We start from the raw sequence: 20,219 nt of genomic DNA on the forward strand, positions 1-20,219 counted from the left end.
GTTAGGCGTTTTACGAAGAAGCACCGAGCAGCTTGGGCAATGCGATGAGCAGCTTTTGCCGGGTCATGGCATCGTTCCAGTTCCAGCGGTCAGCTTCTACGAAATACACCCGGCCTTGACGCACAGCGGGCAGGTTGTGCCAGAGAGCGCTGTTCAGCATGCGTTCCAGCGTACGTTTGGAGTCCGGTGCAGTGGGAATGAGCATGAAAATACGGTCCCCGGCGTAGTCGGGAAGCTGGTGTGGCTCGATTTCCGCAAAGCCATGCCCTTCGTCGAGTACCTTTTGGATCGGCTCAACAGGTTGAAAGCCCTGCGGGTGGTAAAGAGCCGCCGAGAAGCCGGACATCCCCATTACAAATAGACGATTACCATGATCGAAGATGAAGACGGAGGCCGTTTCTCCGGCTGTAATCTCTGTGCCAAGCTGTTGCCACATACTCAGATTGCGGTCGGCGAAGGCAGACAGCCATTGTTCGGCTTCGCGCTCCTTGCCAAGCCAGGAGCCGAGCGTCCGCAGACGTTCCTCCAGCGTGGCAAAGGAGTTGAAGGTAACGGTGGGCGCAATGCCGGCAATGCGCTCATATTCCTGTTCATCCGAATTGGCGATGATAATCAGATCGGGATCGAGAGCACTGGTCAAGCGAGTATCGAGTGGAAGACCGACATCGGCAACGTTCGCTAGACGATGCTTATAGACGCTGTATTCACTGAACCGTAAACTTCCACCGATGGCTTTGGCCCCCAGTGCGAACAGGTCGCCCATCGTTTCTCCATGATAAATAATACGGCAGGGGCGGCGCGGAATATGGATTTGGTGACCCGTCCAATCCTTGACGCGGACAGAACAGGGAACGGTAAGCGCGTATTGTCTCGGGGGAATCCCGGTCATTTGCCGAAAGCGGCGGTTAAAATAATATTCGTCAGAGAAACCAACCTGACGGGCAATTTCACGTAAAGGCCGTTTGCATTCCAGCAGCAGCCGCTTGGCATGATTCAAGCGTAGCTCAGTGAGGTAATGCAGCGGCTTTTTGCCTGTCCTTTTGCGAAACATTTGCGAGTATTGCCAAATGGAAACGTTCGCTTGTTCGGCAAGCTGCTTGACGGTAATCGGCTTTTCGTAGTGTTTCTCCATGTAGGTAATGGTGGCCTCAACTGATGCTGGCAAAGCCGGGCAAGAATTATCTTTATGCTCCACATTGACATGCGATTCCTGCCACAATAGCAGTAGCTCCTGAAAGATAATTTGCTGCCGTAATCCAGAAAGGCCATTATGCAGGTGTATCGGCTGATGGGCGCTATGGAATAGCTCATCGGTCAACCGAATGGACTTGGAAGAGGAGGTAACGATATGCTCACGTGACCCCGGCAGTAGAGGACCTCTATATATGGAAGGAGAGCTATTTGTATTTTCAACCAGAGCTGTGTCTGATCCTGATTCCGATGACATGACGATGACCTCGAACATGAGCTTGTAGTATTCGGGTACAGTTCCATTCAGGGGAGCGATCCGATAGGAATCACCGGGAGTCAGCCAATACCCGTGACCCGCATGGAATAGAAACTGTTCCGGTCCAATGTCCACCATACCTGTGCCATCGATGAACATAAGCAGGCAGTGATATGGAACCGCATGTGAATAAGATGTAAATGCAGATGCTGAAGGGCTGGAGGACTGCACTTCACCAGGCTTCCGAACCCACTCAATCCCCTTAAAGTGAAAAAGCAACGAGCTGGGTGAGGGAGGACAGACGGGCGATTGAGGCTGCATGACTGTGTAACACTCCTTTTATTGAGAATCGTTATCATATATACATAAGTATACCTCCTTTTGGGTGAACAAAAAAGAAGCACATCAACAAGTGTCGATATGCTTCCCCATTCTTATTTGATCAGCTTGGGTAATTCCTCCAGCAACCATTCCCGAGTGGTGGCATCACTTTCGGTCTTGCCAATATCCTGAGCGTACACATGTCCCTGCTTTACGGCAGGAAGCTGGAGCCAGAGCTTGCTTTTCATCAACTGCTCAGTAGATTGCTTGGCTTCAGCAATTGGGGTATTGAGTATGAAAATCCGATCTCCGGCGTATTGTCCAATCACTTCAGGTGAAATTTGCACAAATCCTTGGTCTTCATCCAGCACTTTCTGGACAGGGGCCGTAGGCTTGAGGCCATTCTTTTCGTACAATATCTGTGACAGTCCTGTCTTTCCCATCACGAACAAGCGATCACCGGGATAGTAAGTGAAGACCGTAGCTGTTTCTCCCGGCTTGACGCCGTTGGCATGCAGCTTGCTCCACATCTCGGTTTCCTTGATTTTGTACTGTGCAAGCCAATCCTCGGCAGCTTTTTTCTTGTTTACGATTTCTCCGAGGTGCAGCAATCGCTCGTTCAGCGGAGCGAAGGTGTCGAATACAATCGTAGGCGCGATTTTGCTCAGAGCTACATACTGCTTTTCGTCTGTATTGCCTGTAATGATCAGGTCAGGCTTTAGCGTCAATGCTTTTTCCAAATTAATCGGAAATCCCAGATCGGCTACATTCTGAACCTGCTTCTCATACACCTTGCCCTCAATCATGGAAGTGGATGTGCCTACAGCCTGAACGCCCAAAACCAGCAGATCCCCATAGTTTTCTCCGAAATAGGCAATACGTTGGGGAGACGTGGGGATGTTTACCGTGTGTCCCCTATAGTCTGTGTAAGAGCGTGTTGCAGCCGCTTCTGAAGTCTTGGTAGATGCCGTCGTTCCTGCAGTGGGTGCTGTTGTGTTACTATTTGCAGCAGGTTTCTCCGAGGTGCCGCATCCCAACAGCAATGCTCCGATAAGAGAGAATAGGCCGAGCATAGTCGTATATTGTCGAGTGGATTTCTTATTGATCATGGTAACCTCCGTATGATTGATGGATTCAGGGTTGTGTAAATGAGAATTATTATCACAGAAGCAATGATAAGCGATGCACCTTCAATACTCAATGGACAAACTTGGTCACGGAATTCGATTTTGTACAAAATGAAGATGCATGAATAGAGCTGACACGTATCGCACCTTGTATTACAATTTGTCTCACGCAAAAAAGAGGCCGCTTATAGTAGTTAAAACTACTTTTGAGCCAGCCCTATGTGCTTTTGTCTAATTTAGTTATTTAATAAAGAGGAAATAGGTACATTACTGTAGAACGAGCTATATACTATTGTGATTTCAGATGCAGAAGCAAAGGTTAAATATCTTATTGATCCTAATATAAGCTTTATTCAAGAAATCCAGGGGCGACGGTGATGGGAAGCACCATCCGACTGCGCAGTGGCTCCAAATGTAACTATTTACTTTCAGTGCAGCTTATATAAAGATTTTTTGGAATGCACTCAATTTAACTTTGTACAAAACACAAACACACGGATAAGCCGGCTGTCCCGGTTCTATCCGTGTGTTTTGTTCTGTCGCAACGTCCTGTCTGATCGCTCTACTTCTACTCCCGATCCGCAATAATCAACTGAATATCGTGCTCCCGCACATATTCCTGATACGTGTTATCTGGCATCGTGTCTGTGACGAGATAATGAATCTGATCCAGACTGCAATAGGTCATGAGCGCGTATTTGTCGAACTTATAGTGGTCCACCAGCAAGAAAACCTCCGAGCTTTTTTCGACCACTACCTGCTTGATCTCGCTCTCCAGGGGAGAGGAATTGGTGACCCCATTGGCAATGGAAATGCCGGTAGAAGCCATGAACGCTTTATTAATGTTATAGGATTTTAAGAGTTCAATATTTTTGAAACTGGCAAAAGATTTGGTTTTCCGCTCCAGCATACCGCCTGTCGAAATAACATTCAAACCCGGAAACGGGAAAGAGTCGATCATAAAATCAAAATTGTTAGTGATAATCGTCAGTTGCTTGTTTTTGAGAAATTCGATCATTTCCAGCGTCGTGGTTCCCGAATCTATGAAAATAATATCCCCGTCTTCCACATAGCTTGCCGCCGCTTTGGCGATGAGTGTCTTCTCCTGCTGGTGCCGTGTGATTCGGTCGTTAAAAGGCTCCAGTGTCGTATGATTAACCGCCACACCTCCATATACCTTTTTAAGCTCTCCACGTTCCACGAGTTCCTGAACATCGCGACGAATCGTATTTTTGGAAACATCAAATACATTAACTAATTCATCTAATGAAGCCGTCTGGTGCTCAAAAACATATTCCTGAATTTGTTTAATGCGTTTCGTCTTTAACATGTAAATCCACCTTTTAATTTGGTAAATGAGAGCGATTATTGCAATTGAACAGCGGTAAAAGGTTCTCTTACATTCATTATAACAACATTTAACCAAAACTTAATCATTTTTTTGTGTTTTATGTTTATTTCGATATATATTCGTAATTTGGATAGATAAATTTATAAAAAATTCAAATTACGTATTGACTGAAAGCGCTTCAAATATTATGATGTTATCAGATTATGACCAAAACATAACAAAAAGATAACAAAAAAACGATGAAAAGAGGGATTAACACCATGGTTTAGCACCCCTGTGAATGAATTTTGTCCCAATGTAACCAAGAGCTTACTTCAGCATCAACCAAATAGCCGCAAGGAGGAACAATGTATGTCTGAAGCACGGAAACTGAAAAACTACATTAACGGAGAATGGGTAGAGAGCAAAACAACACGTTATGAGGAAGTATACAATCCAGCTACGAAAGAGGTTGTAGCGCTGGTGCCGATTTCGACGCAGGAGGATACAGATTACGCGGCAGAGGTTGCCGCCCGTACCTTTGAACAGTGGAAGAAGGTCCCTGTCCCGCGCCGAGCCCGCATTTTGTTCAATTACCAACAGTTGCTCATACAGCACAAAGAAGAGCTGGCCCGCCTGATCACCATTGAGAACGGTAAAAATTTGTCCGAAGCGTTGGGTGAGGTTGGACGTGGGATCGAAAATGTGGAGTTTGCCGCTGGAGCGCCTACCTTGATGATGGGTGACTCGTTGGCGACAATTGCAACGGATGTGGAAGTGGCGAACTATCGGTATCCGATAGGAGTGGTTGGCGGCATTGCCCCTTTTAACTTCCCAATGATGGTACCGTGCTGGATGTTCCCGATGGCGATTGCGCTGGGAAATACGTTTATTTTGAAGCCTTCCGAGAGAACGCCGCTGTTAACTGAAAAGCTGGTGGAGCTGTTTACGGAAGCCGGACTGCCAAAGGGTGTATTTAACGTGGTGTACGGCGCTCATGATGTGGTCAACGGTATTTTGGATCATCCGCAGATCAAGGCGATTTCCTTTGTCGGCTCCAAGCCGGTAGGGGAATACATCTACAAGCGTGGTAGTGAAAATCTCAAACGTGTTCAGGCTCTTACGGGAGCGAAAAACCATACCATTGTGCTGAATGATGCGGATCTGGACGATACGGTGACGAACATTATAGCTTCGGCTTTTGGTTCAGCAGGTGAGCGCTGTATGGCATGCGCCGTGGTTACTGTGGAGGAAGGAATTGCGGACGCACTTCTAGCCAAGCTGACAGAAAAAGCAGGGAGCCTGAAAATCGGCAATGGGCTGGATGATGGGGTGTTCCTCGGTCCGGTCATTCGGGAAGAAAATCAGCAACGAACCATTCGCTACATTGAAAAAGGCATTGAAGAAGGAGCCACTTTATTGTGTGATGGGCGTGAACGTGTGTCGGACGAAGGCTTTTTTATCGGGCCAACGATTTTTGATGGCGTAACTACGGACATGACGATCTGGAAGGAAGAAATTTTTGCTCCTGTGCTGTCCATTATCCGTGTGAAGCATCTCCAGGAAGCGGTAGACATTGCCAACCAATCTGAATTTGCAAATGGAGCATGTATTTTCACTACGAATGCGTCAGCGATTCGTTATTTCCGTGAAAATATCGACGCAGGCATGCTGGGCGTAAATCTGGGTGTACCCGCACCGATGGCTTTCTTCCCTTTCTCGGGATGGAAATCCTCATTCTTCGGAACACTACCTGCCAACGGTAAGGATGGGGTAGAATTTTATACCCGCAAAAAGGTTGTGACAGCGCGGTATCCCAAGCCTGTTTTTGAGTGAGGGGGGAGTAGAGAGATGAGCAAATTGCTGCGAAAACCAGGCACGAATAACGAAGCTCCAACAACTACACCAACTACGAAAACGGGGACCCTCGTCCATGATGTAACAGCGAGTAATTCGCCATTATCCTATATCGGTTTTAAAATCGTGGATTTGGCTCCGGGTGAAGTGTACGCCGAGGAACTGGGCAAAATGGAATGCTGTATTGTGGCGGTCACAGGCCGCATTCATGTTACCGCGCAGGGAGAAACTTATGAGAATATAGGCACGCGAACGAGCGTGTTTGAGAAAATACCGACCGATAGTGTGTATGTATCCAATGATAGTGCTTTTCAGGTGGAGGCGGTCACGCCAGCCCGGATTGCGTTATGCTACTCTCCTTCGACCAAGCAGCTACCGACCCGGCTCATTCGGGCTGCAGATAATCAGGTGGAGCATCGGGGGCAGTATCATAATCAACGCACGGTGCATAACATTTTACCGGATTCCGATCCGGGTGCGAACAGTCTGTTAGTGGTTGAAGTGTTCACGGATAGCGGAAACTGGTCCAGCTATCCTCCGCATAAGCATGACCGGGATCGTCTGCCAGATGAATCATTGCTGGAAGAAACCTATTATCATGAAATCAACCCGCCGCAGGGCTTTGTGTTTCAGCGTGTCTATACCGATGACCGTTTGCTGGATGAGACGATGACCGTGGAGAACGGCGATGTGGTCATTGTACCGAAGGGATATCATCCGGTGGGTGTGCCGGACGGTTATACGTCCTATTATTTGAATGTCATGGCTGGACCGACACGTATTTGGAAGTTTCATAATGATCCTGCGCATGAATGGATATTGAAGCGTTAACCGGAGAGGAGAGAAACAGCCCGTGAAATATGAATTCAACAGTCCCACCGAGAGAGAATATGATCTGATTGCCATCGGTCGAGCTTGTATTGATCTGAACGCAACGGAATATAACCGCCCGATGGAAGAGACGATGACGTTTACCAAATATGTAGGGGGTTCCCCGGCGAATATCGCGATTGGGGGTTCCAGGTTGGGCTTGAAGGCCGGATTTATTGGCAAAATTGCTGACGACCAGCATGGACGTTTTATTGAAAAATACATGCGCAACACAGGCATTGATACCTCCAATATCGTGGTGGATCAGGAAGGGCACAAGACCGGGCTGGCTTTTACCGAAATTAAAAGTCCGGATGAATGCAGTATTCTGATGTACCGTCAGGATGTGGCGGACTTGTACCTGACCCCGTCCGAGGTGGATGAGGAATATATCCGCAAAGCCAAGCTGTTGCTCGTGTCAGGGACAGCTTTGTCCAAAAGTCCCTCCCGCGAGGCGATGCTGAAAGCGGTAAGTCTGGCACGGAAAAATGACGTTAAAGTGGTGTTTGAGCTGGATTACCGTCCGTATTCGTGGGCCACACCGGAGGAAACGGCAGTGTACTACGCACTGGTTGCCGAGCAGTCAGATGTAGTTATAGGCACTCGTGACGAATATGATGCTTTGGAAAATCAAACGGCTGACGATGAGCAGGGAGAGCAAGCCAATGAGCAGACGATTCGCTATCTGTTTCAGCATTCACCGGAGTTAATCGTGATCAAGCATGGGGTCAAAGGCTCCTACGCTTATACCAACACAGGAGAAACGTTCAGCGGCCGAGCCTATAAGACGAAGGTTTTAAAAACATTTGGTGCAGGCGATTCCTATGCCTCCGCGTTCCTGTATGCACTCTTGCGGGGCAAGGATATTGAAACGGCTCTTAGATTCGGCAGCGCCTCGGCTTCTATTGTGGTGAGCAAGCACAGTTCTTCCGATGCCATGCCGACAGCCACAGAGATCGAGCAACTGATCGCGGAGAATGAAGCCAAACAGTACAGATAGGAGGAGAGCAGACGATGCGAACAATTCGTTTGACGACCGCACAAGCGTTAATACGCTTTTTGAATCAGCAATACGTGCATATCGATGGCCGAGAGTTTCCATTTGTAGAAGGTATATTTAACATTTTTGGACACGGAAACGTACTGGGCATCGGACAGGCGCTGGAGCAGGAATCAGGTCACTTGAAGATTATTCAGGGGAAAAATGAGCAGGGCATGGCCCACGCAGCTATTGCATACAGCAAACAGCTACTGCGGCAAAAAATATACGCAGTCACGACATCCGTCGGACCGGGCGCAGCTAATTTGGTGGCTGCCGCAGGTACAGCGCTGGCGAATAACATCCCTGTGCTGCTGCTGCCGGGGGATACCTTTGCTACACGCCAGCCTGATCCGGTGCTACAGCAGGTGGAGCAGGAGCACAGCGCAGCCATCACGACCAATGACGCGCTGCGGCCCGTGTCCCGCTATTGGGATCGCATCACCCGCCCCGAGCAGCTTATGTCCAGCCTGATTCGGGCGTTCGAAACGATGACGAATCCGGCCACGGCAGGACCAGCAACGATCTGTATTTCTCAGGATGTGGAGGGCGAAGCATTCGATTACGAAGAATCGTTTTTTAGTAAGCGCATTCATTATATCGACCGCAAGCTGCCGTCCGAACGGGAATTACAGGGTGCGGCAGATATTTTAAAGGCGAGCCGCAAGCCCGTGATTCTGGTCGGCGGCGGTGCTAAATACTCTGAGGCACGCGAAGCTTTGATCGCGCTGTCCGAGCAATACCAGATTCCGCTGGTCGAAACACAGGCCGGGAAATCGACGGTGGAAAGCACGTTTGCAAACAACCTGGGCGGCGTGGGTATCACCGGAACGGCAGCAGCAAATGCGGCGGTGCGACAGGCGGATCTGATCATCGGGATTGGCACAAGATACACCGATTTTGCCACATCCTCGAAAACGGCTTTTGAGTGGGATACGACCCGGTTCCTGAATATCAATGTCAGTCGTATGCAAGCGTACAAACTGGATGCATTTCAGGTTGTCGCAGATGCCAAAACAACGCTGGAACAGCTTGGCTCCCGGTTGGAAGGCTACACAAGCACGTGGGGAGACACCATTTCACGGTTGAAGAAGGATTGGTTAGCCGAACGTGACCGTCTAAGCCAAGTGACCTTTAGTCGAGAAGGCTTTACACCAGAGGTGAAAAACCAGTTTACACAGGAAGTGCTGAATGAATATGCGGACGCTCTCCAGACCGAATTGCCGCAAACGACGGCTTTGATCGCAGTTAACGATACGATTGCGCCAGACAGTATCATCATTAGCTCAGCCGGATCTTTGCCGGGGGATTTGCAGCGCGTATGGAATCCTGCCGTCCCGAACACCTATCATATCGAATATGGTTACTCCTGCATGGGGTATGAGGTATCCGGCACGTTGGGACTGAAATTGGCGGAACCGGATAAGGAAGTATACTCCATCGTAGGTGATGGCAGCTTCCTGCTGCTGCATTCCGAACTGATTACTTCGATTCAATACAATCAGAAAATCAACATTGTGCTATTCGACAATTCGGGCTATGGCTGTATTAACAATTTGCAGATGGAGCATGGCAGCGGCAGCTACTATTGTGAATTCCGTACACATGACAATCAGATTCTCAATATAGATTATGCCAAAGTAGCCGAAGGCTATGGAGCGAAGACTTACCGTGCCAATACGGTAGAGGAATTAAAAGCAGCGCTCGAAGACGCGAAAAACCAGACGGTTTCCACACTCATTGAACTGAAGGTGCTGCCGAAGACAATGACGGATGGCTATGATAGCTGGTGGCATGTCGGTGTAGCCGAAGTATCTGATTCAGACAACGTACAACAGGCGTATGAGGCCAAAGAGAAAAAGCTGGAAAACGCCAAACAATACTAGGAAGGAAGGTCTGGCTCATGTCTATTTTGTGGGGGATTGCCCCGATTGGCTGGCGAAACGATGATATACCGGAAATCGGGGCAGACAACACGCTTCAGCATCTACTTAGTGACATTGTCGTTGCTGGATTTGACGGAACAGAGGTAGGCGGCTTTTTCCCTGAACCCCAAATCCTGAATAAAGAATTACAGCTACGCAATCTGAAAATTGCCGGACAGTGGTTCAGCAGCTACATCATTCGTGACGGTATCGAGGAAGCAGCGGCGGCTTTCCACAAGCATTGTGCTTATTTGCAGCAGGTGCATGCCAGTGTGGCAGTTGTTTCCGAGCAAACATACAGCATACAAGGCACAGGCCGATGCGTTTTTTCCGACAAGCCTTATTTTACAGATGAAGAATGGAGCCAGTTGTGCCAAGGGCTGAATGAGCTGGGCAGGATTGCAGAGCAATATCAGTTAAAGCTGGTATTTCATCATCATATGGGAACAGGTGTGCAGACGCTGGAAGAAGTAGATCGTCTCATGGCAAATACCGACCCGAAGTATGTACATTTGCTTTATGATACAGGCCATATTTATGTGTCAGATGGAGACTACCTGACGCTGCTGCATCGGCATATGGACCGCATTCAGCATGTGCATTTCAAGGATGCACGCAAGAAAGTGCTGGATAGCTGTAAAAAAGAGAAAAAATCTTTCCGTGATTCCTTCCTGATGGGCATGTTTACGGTCCCTGGCGATGGATGCATCGATTTCAGCAAAGTGTACGAAGTGCTCTTGAAGCATCAGTATAGCGGCTGGATTGTTGTCGAAGCGGAACAGGACCCGGCGGTTGCGCACCCTCTGGAGTACGCGCTGATCGCTCGCAAGTATATTAATGAAGCTTTACTTGCTCACACTTTAGGGAAGACAGAGGAGAGGTGAACGAATTGAGTAACGGGGCAGTTCAAAATACATTTTTGCGCAAGATCGTCATCATTTCTACCTTGGGTGGCCTGCTGTTCGGATATGACACTGGAGTTATTAACGGTGCGCTTCCTTACATGTCAGCCAAAGATCAGCTTAATCTTACAGCGCTTACACAAGGTTTAGTTGCCAGCGCGCTGCTGTTCGGCGCTGCGTTTGGTGCAGTGTTCGGCGGCAGATTATCCGATTACAACGGTCGCAGAAAAAATATACTGTACCTCGCTATCCTGTTCTTTATCTCCACGCTTGGCTGTACGCTCGCACCGAACATCACGGTGATGATTATATGCCGCTTTATGCTCGGGTTAGCTGTTGGTGGCGCATCCGTAACCGTGCCTTCATATCTGGCGGAAATGTCTCCCGCCGACAGGCGCGGCCGGATCGTCACCCAAAACGAATTAATGATCGTAAGTGGTCAGCTGCTTGCTTTTATTTTCAATGCTATTCTCGGTACAACGATGGGCGAGCATCCACATGTATGGCGTTATATGCTCATCATTGCAGCGCTACCCGCCTTATTCCTGTTCTTCGGTATGCTGCGTGTACCAGAAAGTCCACGCTGGCTTGTATCTAAGGCCAGAAATGATCAGGCTCTGGACGTATTGAAAACAATTCGTAATGAACAGCAGGCATCCAGCGAATTGGTAGAAATCAAAACCAATCTGGCAGAAGAGTCTGATATCCAAAAAGCAGGTTTTAAGGATTTGGCGGTTCCCTGGGTACGTCGTATTTTGCTTATCGGTATTGGTATCGCGGTGGTTCAGCAGATTACAGGCGTGAACTCCATCATGTATTACGGCACCGAAATATTAAAAAATGCGGGGTTTGCAACCCAGGCCGCTCTGATAGGCAACATTGCTAACGGTGCGATTTCCGTACTGGCGACCTTTGTAGGGATATGGCTACTTGGCAAAGTGGGCCGTCGTCCAATGCTCATGACGGGGCTGATCGGGACCACCTCGGCGCTGCTGCTCATTTCCATTTTCTCCAGCACGTTAGCAGGATCACCTGCCCTGCCTTATGTAGTATTGGCATTGACCGTCACGTTCCTTGCTTTCCAACAGGGAGCCATTTCTCCGGTTACCTGGCTGATGCTGTCGGAAATATTCCCGCTTCGTTTGCGTGGCTTTGGTATGGGACTAACCGTTTTCTTCCTTTGGATTGTGAACTTTATTATTGGCTTGTTGTTCCCGGTTTTGCTCGGGGGCTTGGGATTGTCCACAACATTTTACATTTTCGTCGTACTTGGCATTCTCGCAATCCTGTTCGTCAAAAAATTCCTGCCAGAAACGAAAGGGCTTACATTGGAGCAAGTCGAGCATAATTTCCGTAATCACGGCAAACAGCCCGTTGCTGGCAAGCATCTTGAAGAGATCGTGCAAATGAAATAATCGTACAGATGAATTAGAGGAGGAGCAACAACATGACATTAAATATTGGAGTTATTGGAACGGGAGCCATCGGACGCGAGCATATCAGACGAATTACCAACAACCTGTCCGGCGGTAAAATTGTAGCAGTCACAGACGTGAACCCGGAAGCTGCCAAAAGTGCGGTTGAGCAATTCAAGCTGGATGCCGTCGTGTACCCGGATGATAAATCACTGGTTGCTGCATCCGATGTAGATGCGATCATTATTACGAGCTGGGGACCTGCACATGAGGCGAGCGTGCTGGCGGGGATTGCGGCAGGAAAATACGTTTTTTGTGAAAAGCCCCTGGCTACGACAGCCGAAGGCTGCAAAAGCATCGTGGAAGCAGAGATCAAGCATGGCAAGCGACTGGTTCAAGTGGGCTTTATGCGCCGATATGACCGGGGCTACGAGCAATTGAAGCAAGCGATTGACAATCGTTTTATCGGAGAGCCGCTCATGATCCGCGCCGCACACCGGAATCCGGAAGTAGACGATAACTACACGACTGACATGGCGATTACCGATACGCTGATTCACGAAATAGATGTGCTGCACTGGCTCGTCGATGATGATTATACCTCCGTACAGGTCGTATATCCTAAGAAAACGCGCCATGCATCAAGCCATTTGAAGGACCCTCAAATTATTATGCTGGAAACCAAAGGCGGGATCGCTATTCAAGCCGAGGTGTTCGTGAATTGCAAATACGGCTATGACATCCAATGCGAGATTATTGGTGAAGAGGGTGTAGCGAAGCTGCCAGAGGTGCCGGGCATTGTGTACCGCAAGGAAGCTCAACTGGGCGTGGATTTGCTGATGGATTGGAAGCAACGCTTTATAGATGCCTATGACCGGGAGTTGCAGGATTTCATTGATTCGATCAAGGCAACAGGCGAACCGAAAGGCCCAACCTCATGGGACGGCTACATTGCCGCAGTGACAGCCGATGCGTGTGTGAAGGCACAAGCAAGCGGAGTTAAGGAAGCGGTTACAATCGGAGATAAGCCAGCCTTCTACCAAAATGTCGTTCATCAATAATCACAACAAAAGACTTATAACAAAAATTTGTGAGGGACTTCATCCGACCCCGTAGCGCCTTAGATGCTCATATGCTTGTCTGGTACAGCTTTTGATGTAAGGCTAAAAAATCATCACAAAAAATGGAGGAATGAAATATGAAATTAGCGTTGGACCCAACCCTGTACAAAAATATCCCGTTGAAAGAAATGGTAGATAAAACGGCGCAATTGGGCTATGACTACATTGAATTGTCACCTCGTGAGGACTTCTGTCCATTTTACAAATATCCCAAGGTCGATAAGGCTCAGATTAAAAATCTGAAAAAGTGGCTAAACGACGCAGGAGTGAAAATTTCATCGTTGCTGCCGCTATATTATTGGGCCGGACCAGACGAAGATCGCCGCGAGGCTGCCGTGCGGAACTGGAAGCGTGCCATTGAAATCGCGGTGGAGCTGGATGTGGACCTGATGAACAGCGAATTTAACGGCTCCAAGTTTAACGCGGATATTTGCGAGGAAAAGTTTATCAAATCCATGGATGAGCTGCTTCCGGTTTTTGAGAGGGAAGGCGTGAAATTGAATCTGCAAGCGCATCCGTATGATTTTATCGAAACCAATCAGGGCGCAGTGGATATGATTCGGGCGCTCGACAAACCTTGGATTAACCTGGTGTATTCCACGGCGCATACCTTTTTCTATGATGATGGGATTGGCGATATTGCGCCCATGTTCGACTATGCAGGCGACCGCCTGACGCATGTACTGTTTGCAGATACATTTAACCACAAAGCTGCTGACGGCCTGCGTTATATCGTCAACCCTCCCGGCGTCGAAGCGACGGTCCATCAGCATTTGAACATTGGCGAGGGAGAAGTGGATTTTGACACCATCTTCCGTAAGTTAAAAGAGATGAAATTCGACGGAATTGCCACCAACTCCGTATTTGCCTGGATGGAAAAGGCAGATGAATCCAGCACCTTTATGCTGAACAAAATCAAAGATGGTTTGGGACTTGCGTCACCGACGAAATGATCAAGGCAATAACCGGAACTTGAAGATATTTTACGAAACGCCTTGGGCAGACCCGTTCGAACTGGGACTACGGTGTTTCCTCATAACAGGAGAGAGGTGCAGACGATGAAGCTATGTTTTAATCAGGCGACGACCCTGCAAAATTCCAATCTGGTGAAGGATTTGGAGCTTTGTGAACAGCACGGCTACGACTACATTGAAATTCGCACGATGGATAAATTACCGGAATACTTGCAGGATCATACGATTGACGATTTGGTAGCGTATTTCAACACTCATCATATTAAGCCGTTGGCGTTCAACGCGTTAGTCTTTTTCAACAATCGTGACGAAGCCGGATATCAGGAAATCATTCGTGAATTTAAAGAAATGCTCGTTACAGGCCAAAAACTGGGGATTCAATACATCGTAGCCGTTCCGCTGGTGACAGAAGAAAAAATACGCAAAGAGGATATTCGTCAAAGCGCTGTGTCTGTTTTGAAAGAGCTGTCGGATTTAGCTGAGCCTTACGGCATCCGTATAGCGGTCGAGTTTGTGGGGCATCCGCAATGTACAGTTAATACATTTGGTCAGGCTTACGATATTGTCGAGGCGGTGGATCGGGCTAATGTTGGGTTGGTGCTGGATTGTTTCCATTTCCATGCGATGGGTTCACGTTTGGAGGATTTGCAAAAGGCGGACGGCTCGAAAATATTTATTTTGCACATTGACGACACCGAGGATTTCCCAATTGGTTTTCTGACCGATGAGGACCGGGTATGGCCGGGACTTGGCGCCATTGATTTGGAGAGCATTTTGTCCACTTTAAAAGGAATTGGCTTCTCGGACGTTGTATCGGTGGAGCTGTTCCGGCCGGAATATTATGAGCTGGATGCCGAGGAAGCCATCCGGACGGCCAAAGAGACAACCATTCAGGCGGTGTCCGGCGTTTATGAGATTCGGCAGGAAGTCAGATAATCGGTCAGATGATCTGGAAATAGAGATACCCGGAAAGGAGGGCCACTATGCCGTTGCCATTCGTGTCCATGAAAGAGATGCTGCTCAAAGCCAAAGACGAGAAATATGCGGTGGGACAGTACAATTTAAACGGTTTACAATGGGCTAAAGCGATTTTACAGGCAGCCGAGGAAGAGCATGCCCCCGTCATTGTGGCTGCTTCCGACAGGCTGGTAGAATATTTGGGAGGCTATCGGACGATTGCAGTGATGGTCAGCGCCTTAATGGAGGAAATGTCGATTACCGTTCCGGTGGCGCTTCATTTGGATCATGGCAGGACGGTAGAGAACTGCAAGCGAGCGATTGATGCCGGGTTCAGCTCGGTGATGATTGACGGTTCTCATGATCCGATTGATGTCAATATAGCGATGACCCGACAAGTCGTAGATTATGCGCGTCCTTATAAGGTCTCTGTGGAAGCAGAGGTCGGTACGGTCGGAGGGATGGAAGACGGGCTGGTGGGCGGAATCCGGTACGCGGATGCACAGGAATGCTCACGCATGGTGCAGGAAACGGGAATTGACGCATTGGCGCCCGCCCTTGGCTCGGTTCACGGGCCGTATCAGGGAGAGCCCAAGCTGGGCTTTGCTGAAATGAAGCATATTTCGGAATTGACGGGCATCCCGCTTGTACTGCATGGTGGTTCCGGCATCCCTGAGCATCAGATTACCAAGGCGATTGAATTGGGCCACGCCAAAATCAACGTCAATACCGAATGCATTCAGGCTTGGGCTAAGGCCGTTCGTAACGTATTAACGAGTGATTCCCATGTCTATGATCCGAAAACAATTCTCACACCGGGTACGGCAGCGATTACTGCTGTGGTCAAAGGGAAGATGCAAGAGTTTGGCACGAGTCATAAGGCAGATGCGCGTTTTACCGTGTAATGCGATTAGAGAACACAGCCTTCAAAGTAATTTCAAAGCTGCTTCCTGTGCGGATTTTACCGTGTAGGGAACGGCTTTTTTTCGTGCGCAAAAAGTAGGCAAAATGTATCGATTTTTATTTTCCATAGTATACAATGTATTTTTATACATTATTAATGAAAGAGGTTTTGTAACGGGATTGCTTTTTACATATGTTTTACTGGGCTTTTCTATAGCACTGCCTGTGGGTACGATTACGGTTGAGATGACGAAACAAGGGCTAAAGAACGGGTTTATGCATGGATGGATTGTGGGCCTTGGAGGAATGAAAGTTAATTTTATTACTAAACGTTGTTCTCTTCATACAAAAATGGGTTGCTCGTAGCTATTTCACCTGGAAATCTGGTATTCTGATTCATGATTTAGGCTTAATGACTATCGTAGCAACTACTCGAAAAGCGATGAATCGAACGGCAATTAAGTGGGTCACGATCAGTGCCGGAGTTGTTTTAATCGGTTTTTCGATGTATTTTTGGTATGAATTTATCATTAGTGTTCAAAAGCTTTTGTAGCAATACAAATCGCCATCCAAGCTCTCAAGCTTGTCATGCCAGTCTGCATAAATCGAACAAGTCCTTCATAGACATGTACTAATTCATTTAAAACATGTGCTGAAGGGGTTGATGATATGCGCCGGATTTCATGGATGCTTGCCATGGTCATGTGTGTAACGCTGCTGCTGGCCGGGTGCGGCAAGAAGAGCGCGGATGATGTGGTTAAGGATTTGAGTGACGTGGTGAGTGACCTGAACAGCTACCACGGTACAGCTTTGATGACGCTGCATACCGGCGACACGCCGCAGGAGTACAAGGTGGACATTTCCTACCGCAAGCCTTCCTATTACCGAATTGCCATGACGAATGAGAAAAAGGATGTTACTCAGATCGTGTTGCGAAATGATGAGGGTGTATTCGTATTGACGCCCAGTCTGAATAAGAGCTTCCGCTTTAAAAGCGATTGGCCGAACAACCAGGGCCAGGTATATTTGTATGAAACGCTGGTTCGCAGTATTATCGGCGATGCTTCACGTCAGCTGGCTTCGGACGATAAATCCTATGTGTTCGATGTAGCGGCAAACTACAACAGCCACGCGCTGGTAAGGCAAAAAATATGGCTGTCCAAAAATAACTATGCACCCACTCAGGTACAGGTATCTGATGCGAATGCGAAGGTAGTTGTGGATTTGAAATTCGATCAATTTGCGTTTGATACGAAGTTCGACAAGGACTCTTTTGATATGGAGCGCAATATGGCTTCTGGAAAAACAGGTAAGGGAAATGAAGGGACGCCTTCGGCCGGAGCAGTGGATTCCAGCGGGCAACTAGATCCTACAGGTACGATTGATGGCACGACTGGCGTAATCTCGGGCGAGCAAGGACAAGTGCAGGGAACAGCAGGAGAGAAGGCACAGCAGCCGTCAGGAGAAGCGTCGATGGATGGAGCTGCCACAGGCGATACGTCAAAACCGGATAGCGCGGACGCGACGGGCAGCACGGATACGGAGGCCAAGCCGGATACAGCGGGCAACACAGAGACGCAGCAGCAAACCCCGGGTGCATCTGATGCAGCAACAGGGACATCGGCAGGCACGGATGCTGCTGAAGCTGTGATGGGTGAGTTCGGCTTGATTGAACCGTCCTATACGCCGGCCGGGGTACAGATTAAGGATACGCCGGAGCTGGAGGACAATGGTACACATGCGGTGATGCTACGGTATAGTGGGACGTATAACTATACGCTAGTGGAGGCGCGTCCGAAAGATCGGGCCGTTTCGCTGGCTGCGGGTGAACTGGTCGATATTGGAGGAAGCTTTGCTGTTCTGACGGGTAGTGAGCAGCAGACGATGACCTGGATGAATGACGGCATAGAGTTCCGTATTACCAGTGCTGACCTGCCCGTGAGCGAAATGATACAAATTGCCGCTTCTATACAGGATCAATCGGGTAAATAAAACTTTATAGACGGATGCAGACGGTTTAGAGTGTATTTTACTCTGCTTCCGCCCGTATCCGTCTTTTGTTCATTCGAGGTCTAGAGGTGTGCACCGCTCGCTTGGGAGTCATGTTCTTTATGGAGGATGCTGGCAAACGCCATCTGCCATTGACAGCCACGTTTCTGAACATTACCATTAACCTTTGGAAGTAAGGATTTTGCCATTTCGAATGGTAAGAGGCTATGTTACAGGCTAACAATTGAAGAAGGTGACTGGATTTTGCAAGCACAATACAGATCGACCCGGGCCGAAATCAACCTGAATCACCTTGGCGCCAACTATGAGGCTTTTCGCAGGGCATTGCCAGCGGATAAGCTGTTGTTGGCTTGTGTCAAGGCTAATGCCTATGGACACGGTGCCGTGGAAATATCAAAGGAATTGGAACGCCTTGGTGCGGATTACTTGAGCGTCGCTTTTCTGGACGAAGCGCTGGAGCTTCGGCAGGCGGGGATCAGACTGCCTATCCTTGTACTCGGTTATACCCTGCCCGAAGCTGTGCAGACGGCTTGGGAGCATGATATTACACTGACTGTGTTCAGTGAAGAAGTGCTGGAGGGTATTCGCAGACTGGACCGCAAAGGAAGCGAACGCAAGCTGAAGGTGCACATCAAAATAGACAGCGGCATGGGACGACTGGGCCTGCTGCCTGGAGAAGAGGCAGTTGCCTTTGTCCGGCAGACTCACCAGTTGGAGCAAGTGCTGCTGGAAGGCATGTACACCCATTTTGCCCGCGCGGATGAACAAGACAAAAGCTATACACTGCAACAGTATAATCGGTTTCAGGGCGTGGCGGAAGCGCTAAGGGAACAAGGCATCACCATTCCCATTATACATACGGGCAACAGCGCGGCCACCATTGATACCCCTGCGCTTTCCCCCAATATGGTGCGGATTGGCATCAGTATTTACGGCCTGTATCCATCTGATGAGGTTAATCGGCAAGCCATTGAGTTGCTGCCTGTATTGTCATTAAAGACGGCAGTGGTTTACACCAAGACGCTCCCTCCCGGCTGGGGGGTTAGCTACGGCACCCGGTACGTGACCACTGAGGAAGAACGAATTGGCACACTGCCGATTGGCTACGCGGATGGATACTCCCGCATGCTGAGTGGGAACATCGAAGTATTGATACGCGGCCGCCGCGTCCCGGTGCTCGGCACCATTTGCATGGATCAGTGTATGGTATCCTTACAATCTTTCGCAGAGGATGCGGAAGAAATTCAAATCGGCGAAGAGGTTGTTCTCATCGGCCAGCAGTCCGGCGAAACGATTGCGGCGGATGAGCTGGCATCCAAGCTGGGTACCATCCACTATGAGGTGATCTGCATGATCGCACACAGGGTGCCGCGTGTTTATACACGGGGAGATACTCCTGTCGTTCGAGTGAATTCGCTTCTTCCAACCCGCTGGGATTAATTTCATGACGCAAATTACCGGATAAAAGCAGGAGTTTTCGCAGAACGTCCCGAAATATGTACAAAGGAAAGAAAAGAGCGCTGTAACTGTCAAAACGACGCATCAGGCTCCGCTGACACTTGTATTTCGGGGATCAAACGCCTGTACGAAAACGAACTGCGTAGTTTATAATGGAATACAGCATAGATGATATACGAATATCATATACATTCTCTTGTATTCCGTTTGAATAAATTACCGGGAATAACGTTATAATGGTACAATGGCGACAAGGTTTTGGGGGTGGAAGAGAAGTTGGCCAATTTGCAGAACACCAAAAGAATAATGATCAGTTTGCCGGATCATCTCTTGCAGGAAGTGGACGGGATCGTAGCCATGGAAAATTCCAACCGTAGTGAATTTATCAGGCAGGCCATGAAGCTGTATGTGGGCGAACGTAAGAAACGTTACATTCGTGAAGCCATGCAGCGTGGTTATATGGAGATGGCTAAAATTAACTTGACCATGGCCTCCGAAGCCTTTCATGCGGAGGAAGATGCAAACAGCACCTTGGGCCGTACAGTTAGCGGGGTGTAATCCAT

General features: G+C 48.6%; 16 protein-coding genes and 1 pseudogene. 14 read left to right on the forward strand and 3 right to left on the reverse strand.

Annotation, left to right across the window (positions count from 1 at the left end):
• Positions 1 to 10: 10 nt before the first annotated feature.
• From QMK20_RS06310 to QMK20_RS06320, 3 genes are all read right to left on the reverse strand, one after another.
• On the reverse strand, positions 11 to 1,606 hold the full coding sequence (locus tag QMK20_RS06310) for an ABC transporter substrate-binding protein (RefSeq protein WP_481857801.1): 1,596 nt from the start codon (positions 1,604 to 1,606) through the stop codon (positions 11 to 13).
• A gap of 275 nt (positions 1,607 to 1,881) precedes the next feature.
• Positions 1,882 to 2,877: an ABC transporter substrate-binding protein gene (locus QMK20_RS06315; protein WP_283655050.1), complete on the reverse strand. Its 996-nt coding sequence runs from the start codon at positions 2,875 to 2,877 to the stop codon at positions 1,882 to 1,884.
• Positions 2,878 to 3,463: 586 nt separating this feature from the next.
• Positions 3,464 to 4,225, reverse strand: a complete 762-nt coding sequence (locus QMK20_RS06320) for a DeoR/GlpR family DNA-binding transcription regulator (RefSeq protein ID WP_192510385.1) — start codon at positions 4,223 to 4,225, stop codon at positions 3,464 to 3,466.
• A gap of 372 nt (positions 4,226 to 4,597) precedes the next feature.
• On the opposite strand from QMK20_RS06320, the gene iolA reads away from it, so the two are divergent.
• From iolA to QMK20_RS06390, 14 genes and pseudogenes are all read left to right on the forward strand, one after another.
• On the forward strand, positions 4,598 to 6,061 hold the full coding sequence (gene iolA / locus QMK20_RS06325; protein WP_283655051.1) for a methylmalonate-semialdehyde dehydrogenase: 1,464 nt from the start codon (positions 4,598 to 4,600) through the stop codon (positions 6,059 to 6,061).
• A gap of 15 nt (positions 6,062 to 6,076) precedes the next feature.
• Positions 6,077 to 6,913: a 5-deoxy-glucuronate isomerase gene (gene iolB, locus QMK20_RS06330; protein WP_283655052.1), complete on the forward strand. Its 837-nt coding sequence runs from the start codon at positions 6,077 to 6,079 to the stop codon at positions 6,911 to 6,913.
• Positions 6,914 to 6,935: 22 nt separating this feature from the next.
• Entirely contained in the window at positions 6,936 to 7,952 is a 1,017-nt protein-coding gene (gene iolC / locus QMK20_RS06335; RefSeq protein WP_283655053.1) for a 5-dehydro-2-deoxygluconokinase, read from the forward strand.
• Positions 7,953 to 7,966: 14 nt separating this feature from the next.
• A complete protein-coding gene (gene iolD, locus QMK20_RS06340; RefSeq protein ID WP_283655054.1) occupies positions 7,967 to 9,877 on the forward strand; it encodes a 3D-(3,5/4)-trihydroxycyclohexane-1,2-dione acylhydrolase (decyclizing) in 1,911 nt (636 codons plus the stop codon).
• A gap of 17 nt (positions 9,878 to 9,894) precedes the next feature.
• The gene (gene iolE, locus QMK20_RS06345) at positions 9,895 to 10,800 is read left to right on the forward strand and encodes a myo-inosose-2 dehydratase (RefSeq protein ID WP_283655055.1); all 906 of its coding nucleotides are present in this window, start codon (positions 9,895 to 9,897) and stop codon (positions 10,798 to 10,800) included.
• Between the two features lie 5 nt (positions 10,801 to 10,805).
• Positions 10,806 to 12,233: a sugar porter family MFS transporter gene (locus QMK20_RS06350; RefSeq protein ID WP_283655056.1), complete on the forward strand. Its 1,428-nt coding sequence runs from the start codon at positions 10,806 to 10,808 to the stop codon at positions 12,231 to 12,233.
• 32 nt (positions 12,234 to 12,265) lie between these two features.
• A complete protein-coding gene (iolG, locus tag QMK20_RS06355) occupies positions 12,266 to 13,294 on the forward strand; it encodes a bifunctional inositol 2-dehydrogenase/D-chiro-inositol 1-dehydrogenase (protein WP_283655057.1) in 1,029 nt (342 codons plus the stop codon).
• 137 nt (positions 13,295 to 13,431) lie between these two features.
• Positions 13,432 to 14,307, forward strand: coding sequence for a sugar phosphate isomerase/epimerase family protein (locus QMK20_RS06360; RefSeq protein ID WP_192510392.1), 876 nt, complete (start codon positions 13,432 to 13,434; stop codon positions 14,305 to 14,307).
• A gap of 105 nt (positions 14,308 to 14,412) precedes the next feature.
• Positions 14,413 to 15,264, forward strand: coding sequence for a 2-keto-myo-inositol isomerase (gene iolI, locus QMK20_RS06365; RefSeq protein WP_283655058.1), 852 nt, complete (start codon positions 14,413 to 14,415; stop codon positions 15,262 to 15,264).
• Between the two features lie 53 nt (positions 15,265 to 15,317).
• Positions 15,318 to 16,190, forward strand: coding sequence for a class II fructose-1,6-bisphosphate aldolase (gene fba / locus QMK20_RS06370; protein ID WP_349361956.1), 873 nt, complete (start codon positions 15,318 to 15,320; stop codon positions 16,188 to 16,190).
• 244 nt (positions 16,191 to 16,434) lie between these two features.
• A pseudogene (locus QMK20_RS06375) lies at positions 16,435 to 16,741 on the forward strand (hypothetical protein).
• A 116-nt stretch (positions 16,742 to 16,857) separates the two neighbouring features.
• The gene (locus tag QMK20_RS06380) at positions 16,858 to 18,180 is read left to right on the forward strand and encodes a LolA family protein (RefSeq protein WP_283655060.1); all 1,323 of its coding nucleotides are present in this window, start codon (positions 16,858 to 16,860) and stop codon (positions 18,178 to 18,180) included.
• Between the two features lie 261 nt (positions 18,181 to 18,441).
• Entirely contained in the window at positions 18,442 to 19,638 is a 1,197-nt protein-coding gene (alr, locus tag QMK20_RS06385; RefSeq protein ID WP_283655061.1) for an alanine racemase, read from the forward strand.
• Positions 19,639 to 19,932: 294 nt separating this feature from the next.
• Positions 19,933 to 20,214 (forward strand): CopG family ribbon-helix-helix protein, encoded by a 282-nt coding sequence (locus QMK20_RS06390; protein ID WP_007429334.1) that lies wholly within the window; start codon positions 19,933 to 19,935, stop codon positions 20,212 to 20,214.
• Positions 20,215 to 20,219 lie beyond the last annotated feature (5 nt).

Source organism: Paenibacillus sp. RC334, assembly GCF_030034735.1.
Lineage (GTDB): Bacteria > Bacillota > Bacilli > Paenibacillales > Paenibacillaceae > Paenibacillus > Paenibacillus terrae_A.

Excerpts from the sequence above, each read along its gene's own strand:
- iolI (WP_283655058.1), top strand. The coding sequence starts at position 14,413 with ATGAAGCTATGTTTTAATCAGGCGACGACCCTGCAAAATTCCAATCTG.
- QMK20_RS06380 (WP_283655060.1), top strand. The coding sequence starts at position 16,858 with ATGCGCCGGATTTCATGGATGCTTGCCATGGTCATGTGTGTAACGCTG.
- QMK20_RS06310 (WP_481857801.1), bottom strand. The coding sequence starts at position 1,606 with ATGTTCATCGATGGCACAGGTATGGTGGACATTGGACCGGAACAGTTT.
- iolG (WP_283655057.1), top strand. The coding sequence starts at position 12,266 with ATGACATTAAATATTGGAGTTATTGGAACGGGAGCCATCGGACGCGAG.
- QMK20_RS06315 (WP_283655050.1), bottom strand. The coding sequence starts at position 2,877 with ATGATCAATAAGAAATCCACTCGACAATATACGACTATGCTCGGCCTA.
- iolE (WP_283655055.1), top strand. The coding sequence starts at position 9,895 with ATGTCTATTTTGTGGGGGATTGCCCCGATTGGCTGGCGAAACGATGAT.
- iolD (WP_283655054.1), top strand. The coding sequence starts at position 7,967 with ATGCGAACAATTCGTTTGACGACCGCACAAGCGTTAATACGCTTTTTG.
- iolB (WP_283655052.1), top strand. The coding sequence starts at position 6,077 with ATGAGCAAATTGCTGCGAAAACCAGGCACGAATAACGAAGCTCCAACA.
- iolA (WP_283655051.1), top strand. The coding sequence starts at position 4,598 with ATGTCTGAAGCACGGAAACTGAAAAACTACATTAACGGAGAATGGGTA.
- QMK20_RS06360 (WP_192510392.1), top strand. The coding sequence starts at position 13,432 with ATGAAATTAGCGTTGGACCCAACCCTGTACAAAAATATCCCGTTGAAA.
- QMK20_RS06320 (WP_192510385.1), bottom strand. The coding sequence starts at position 4,225 with ATGTTAAAGACGAAACGCATTAAACAAATTCAGGAATATGTTTTTGAG.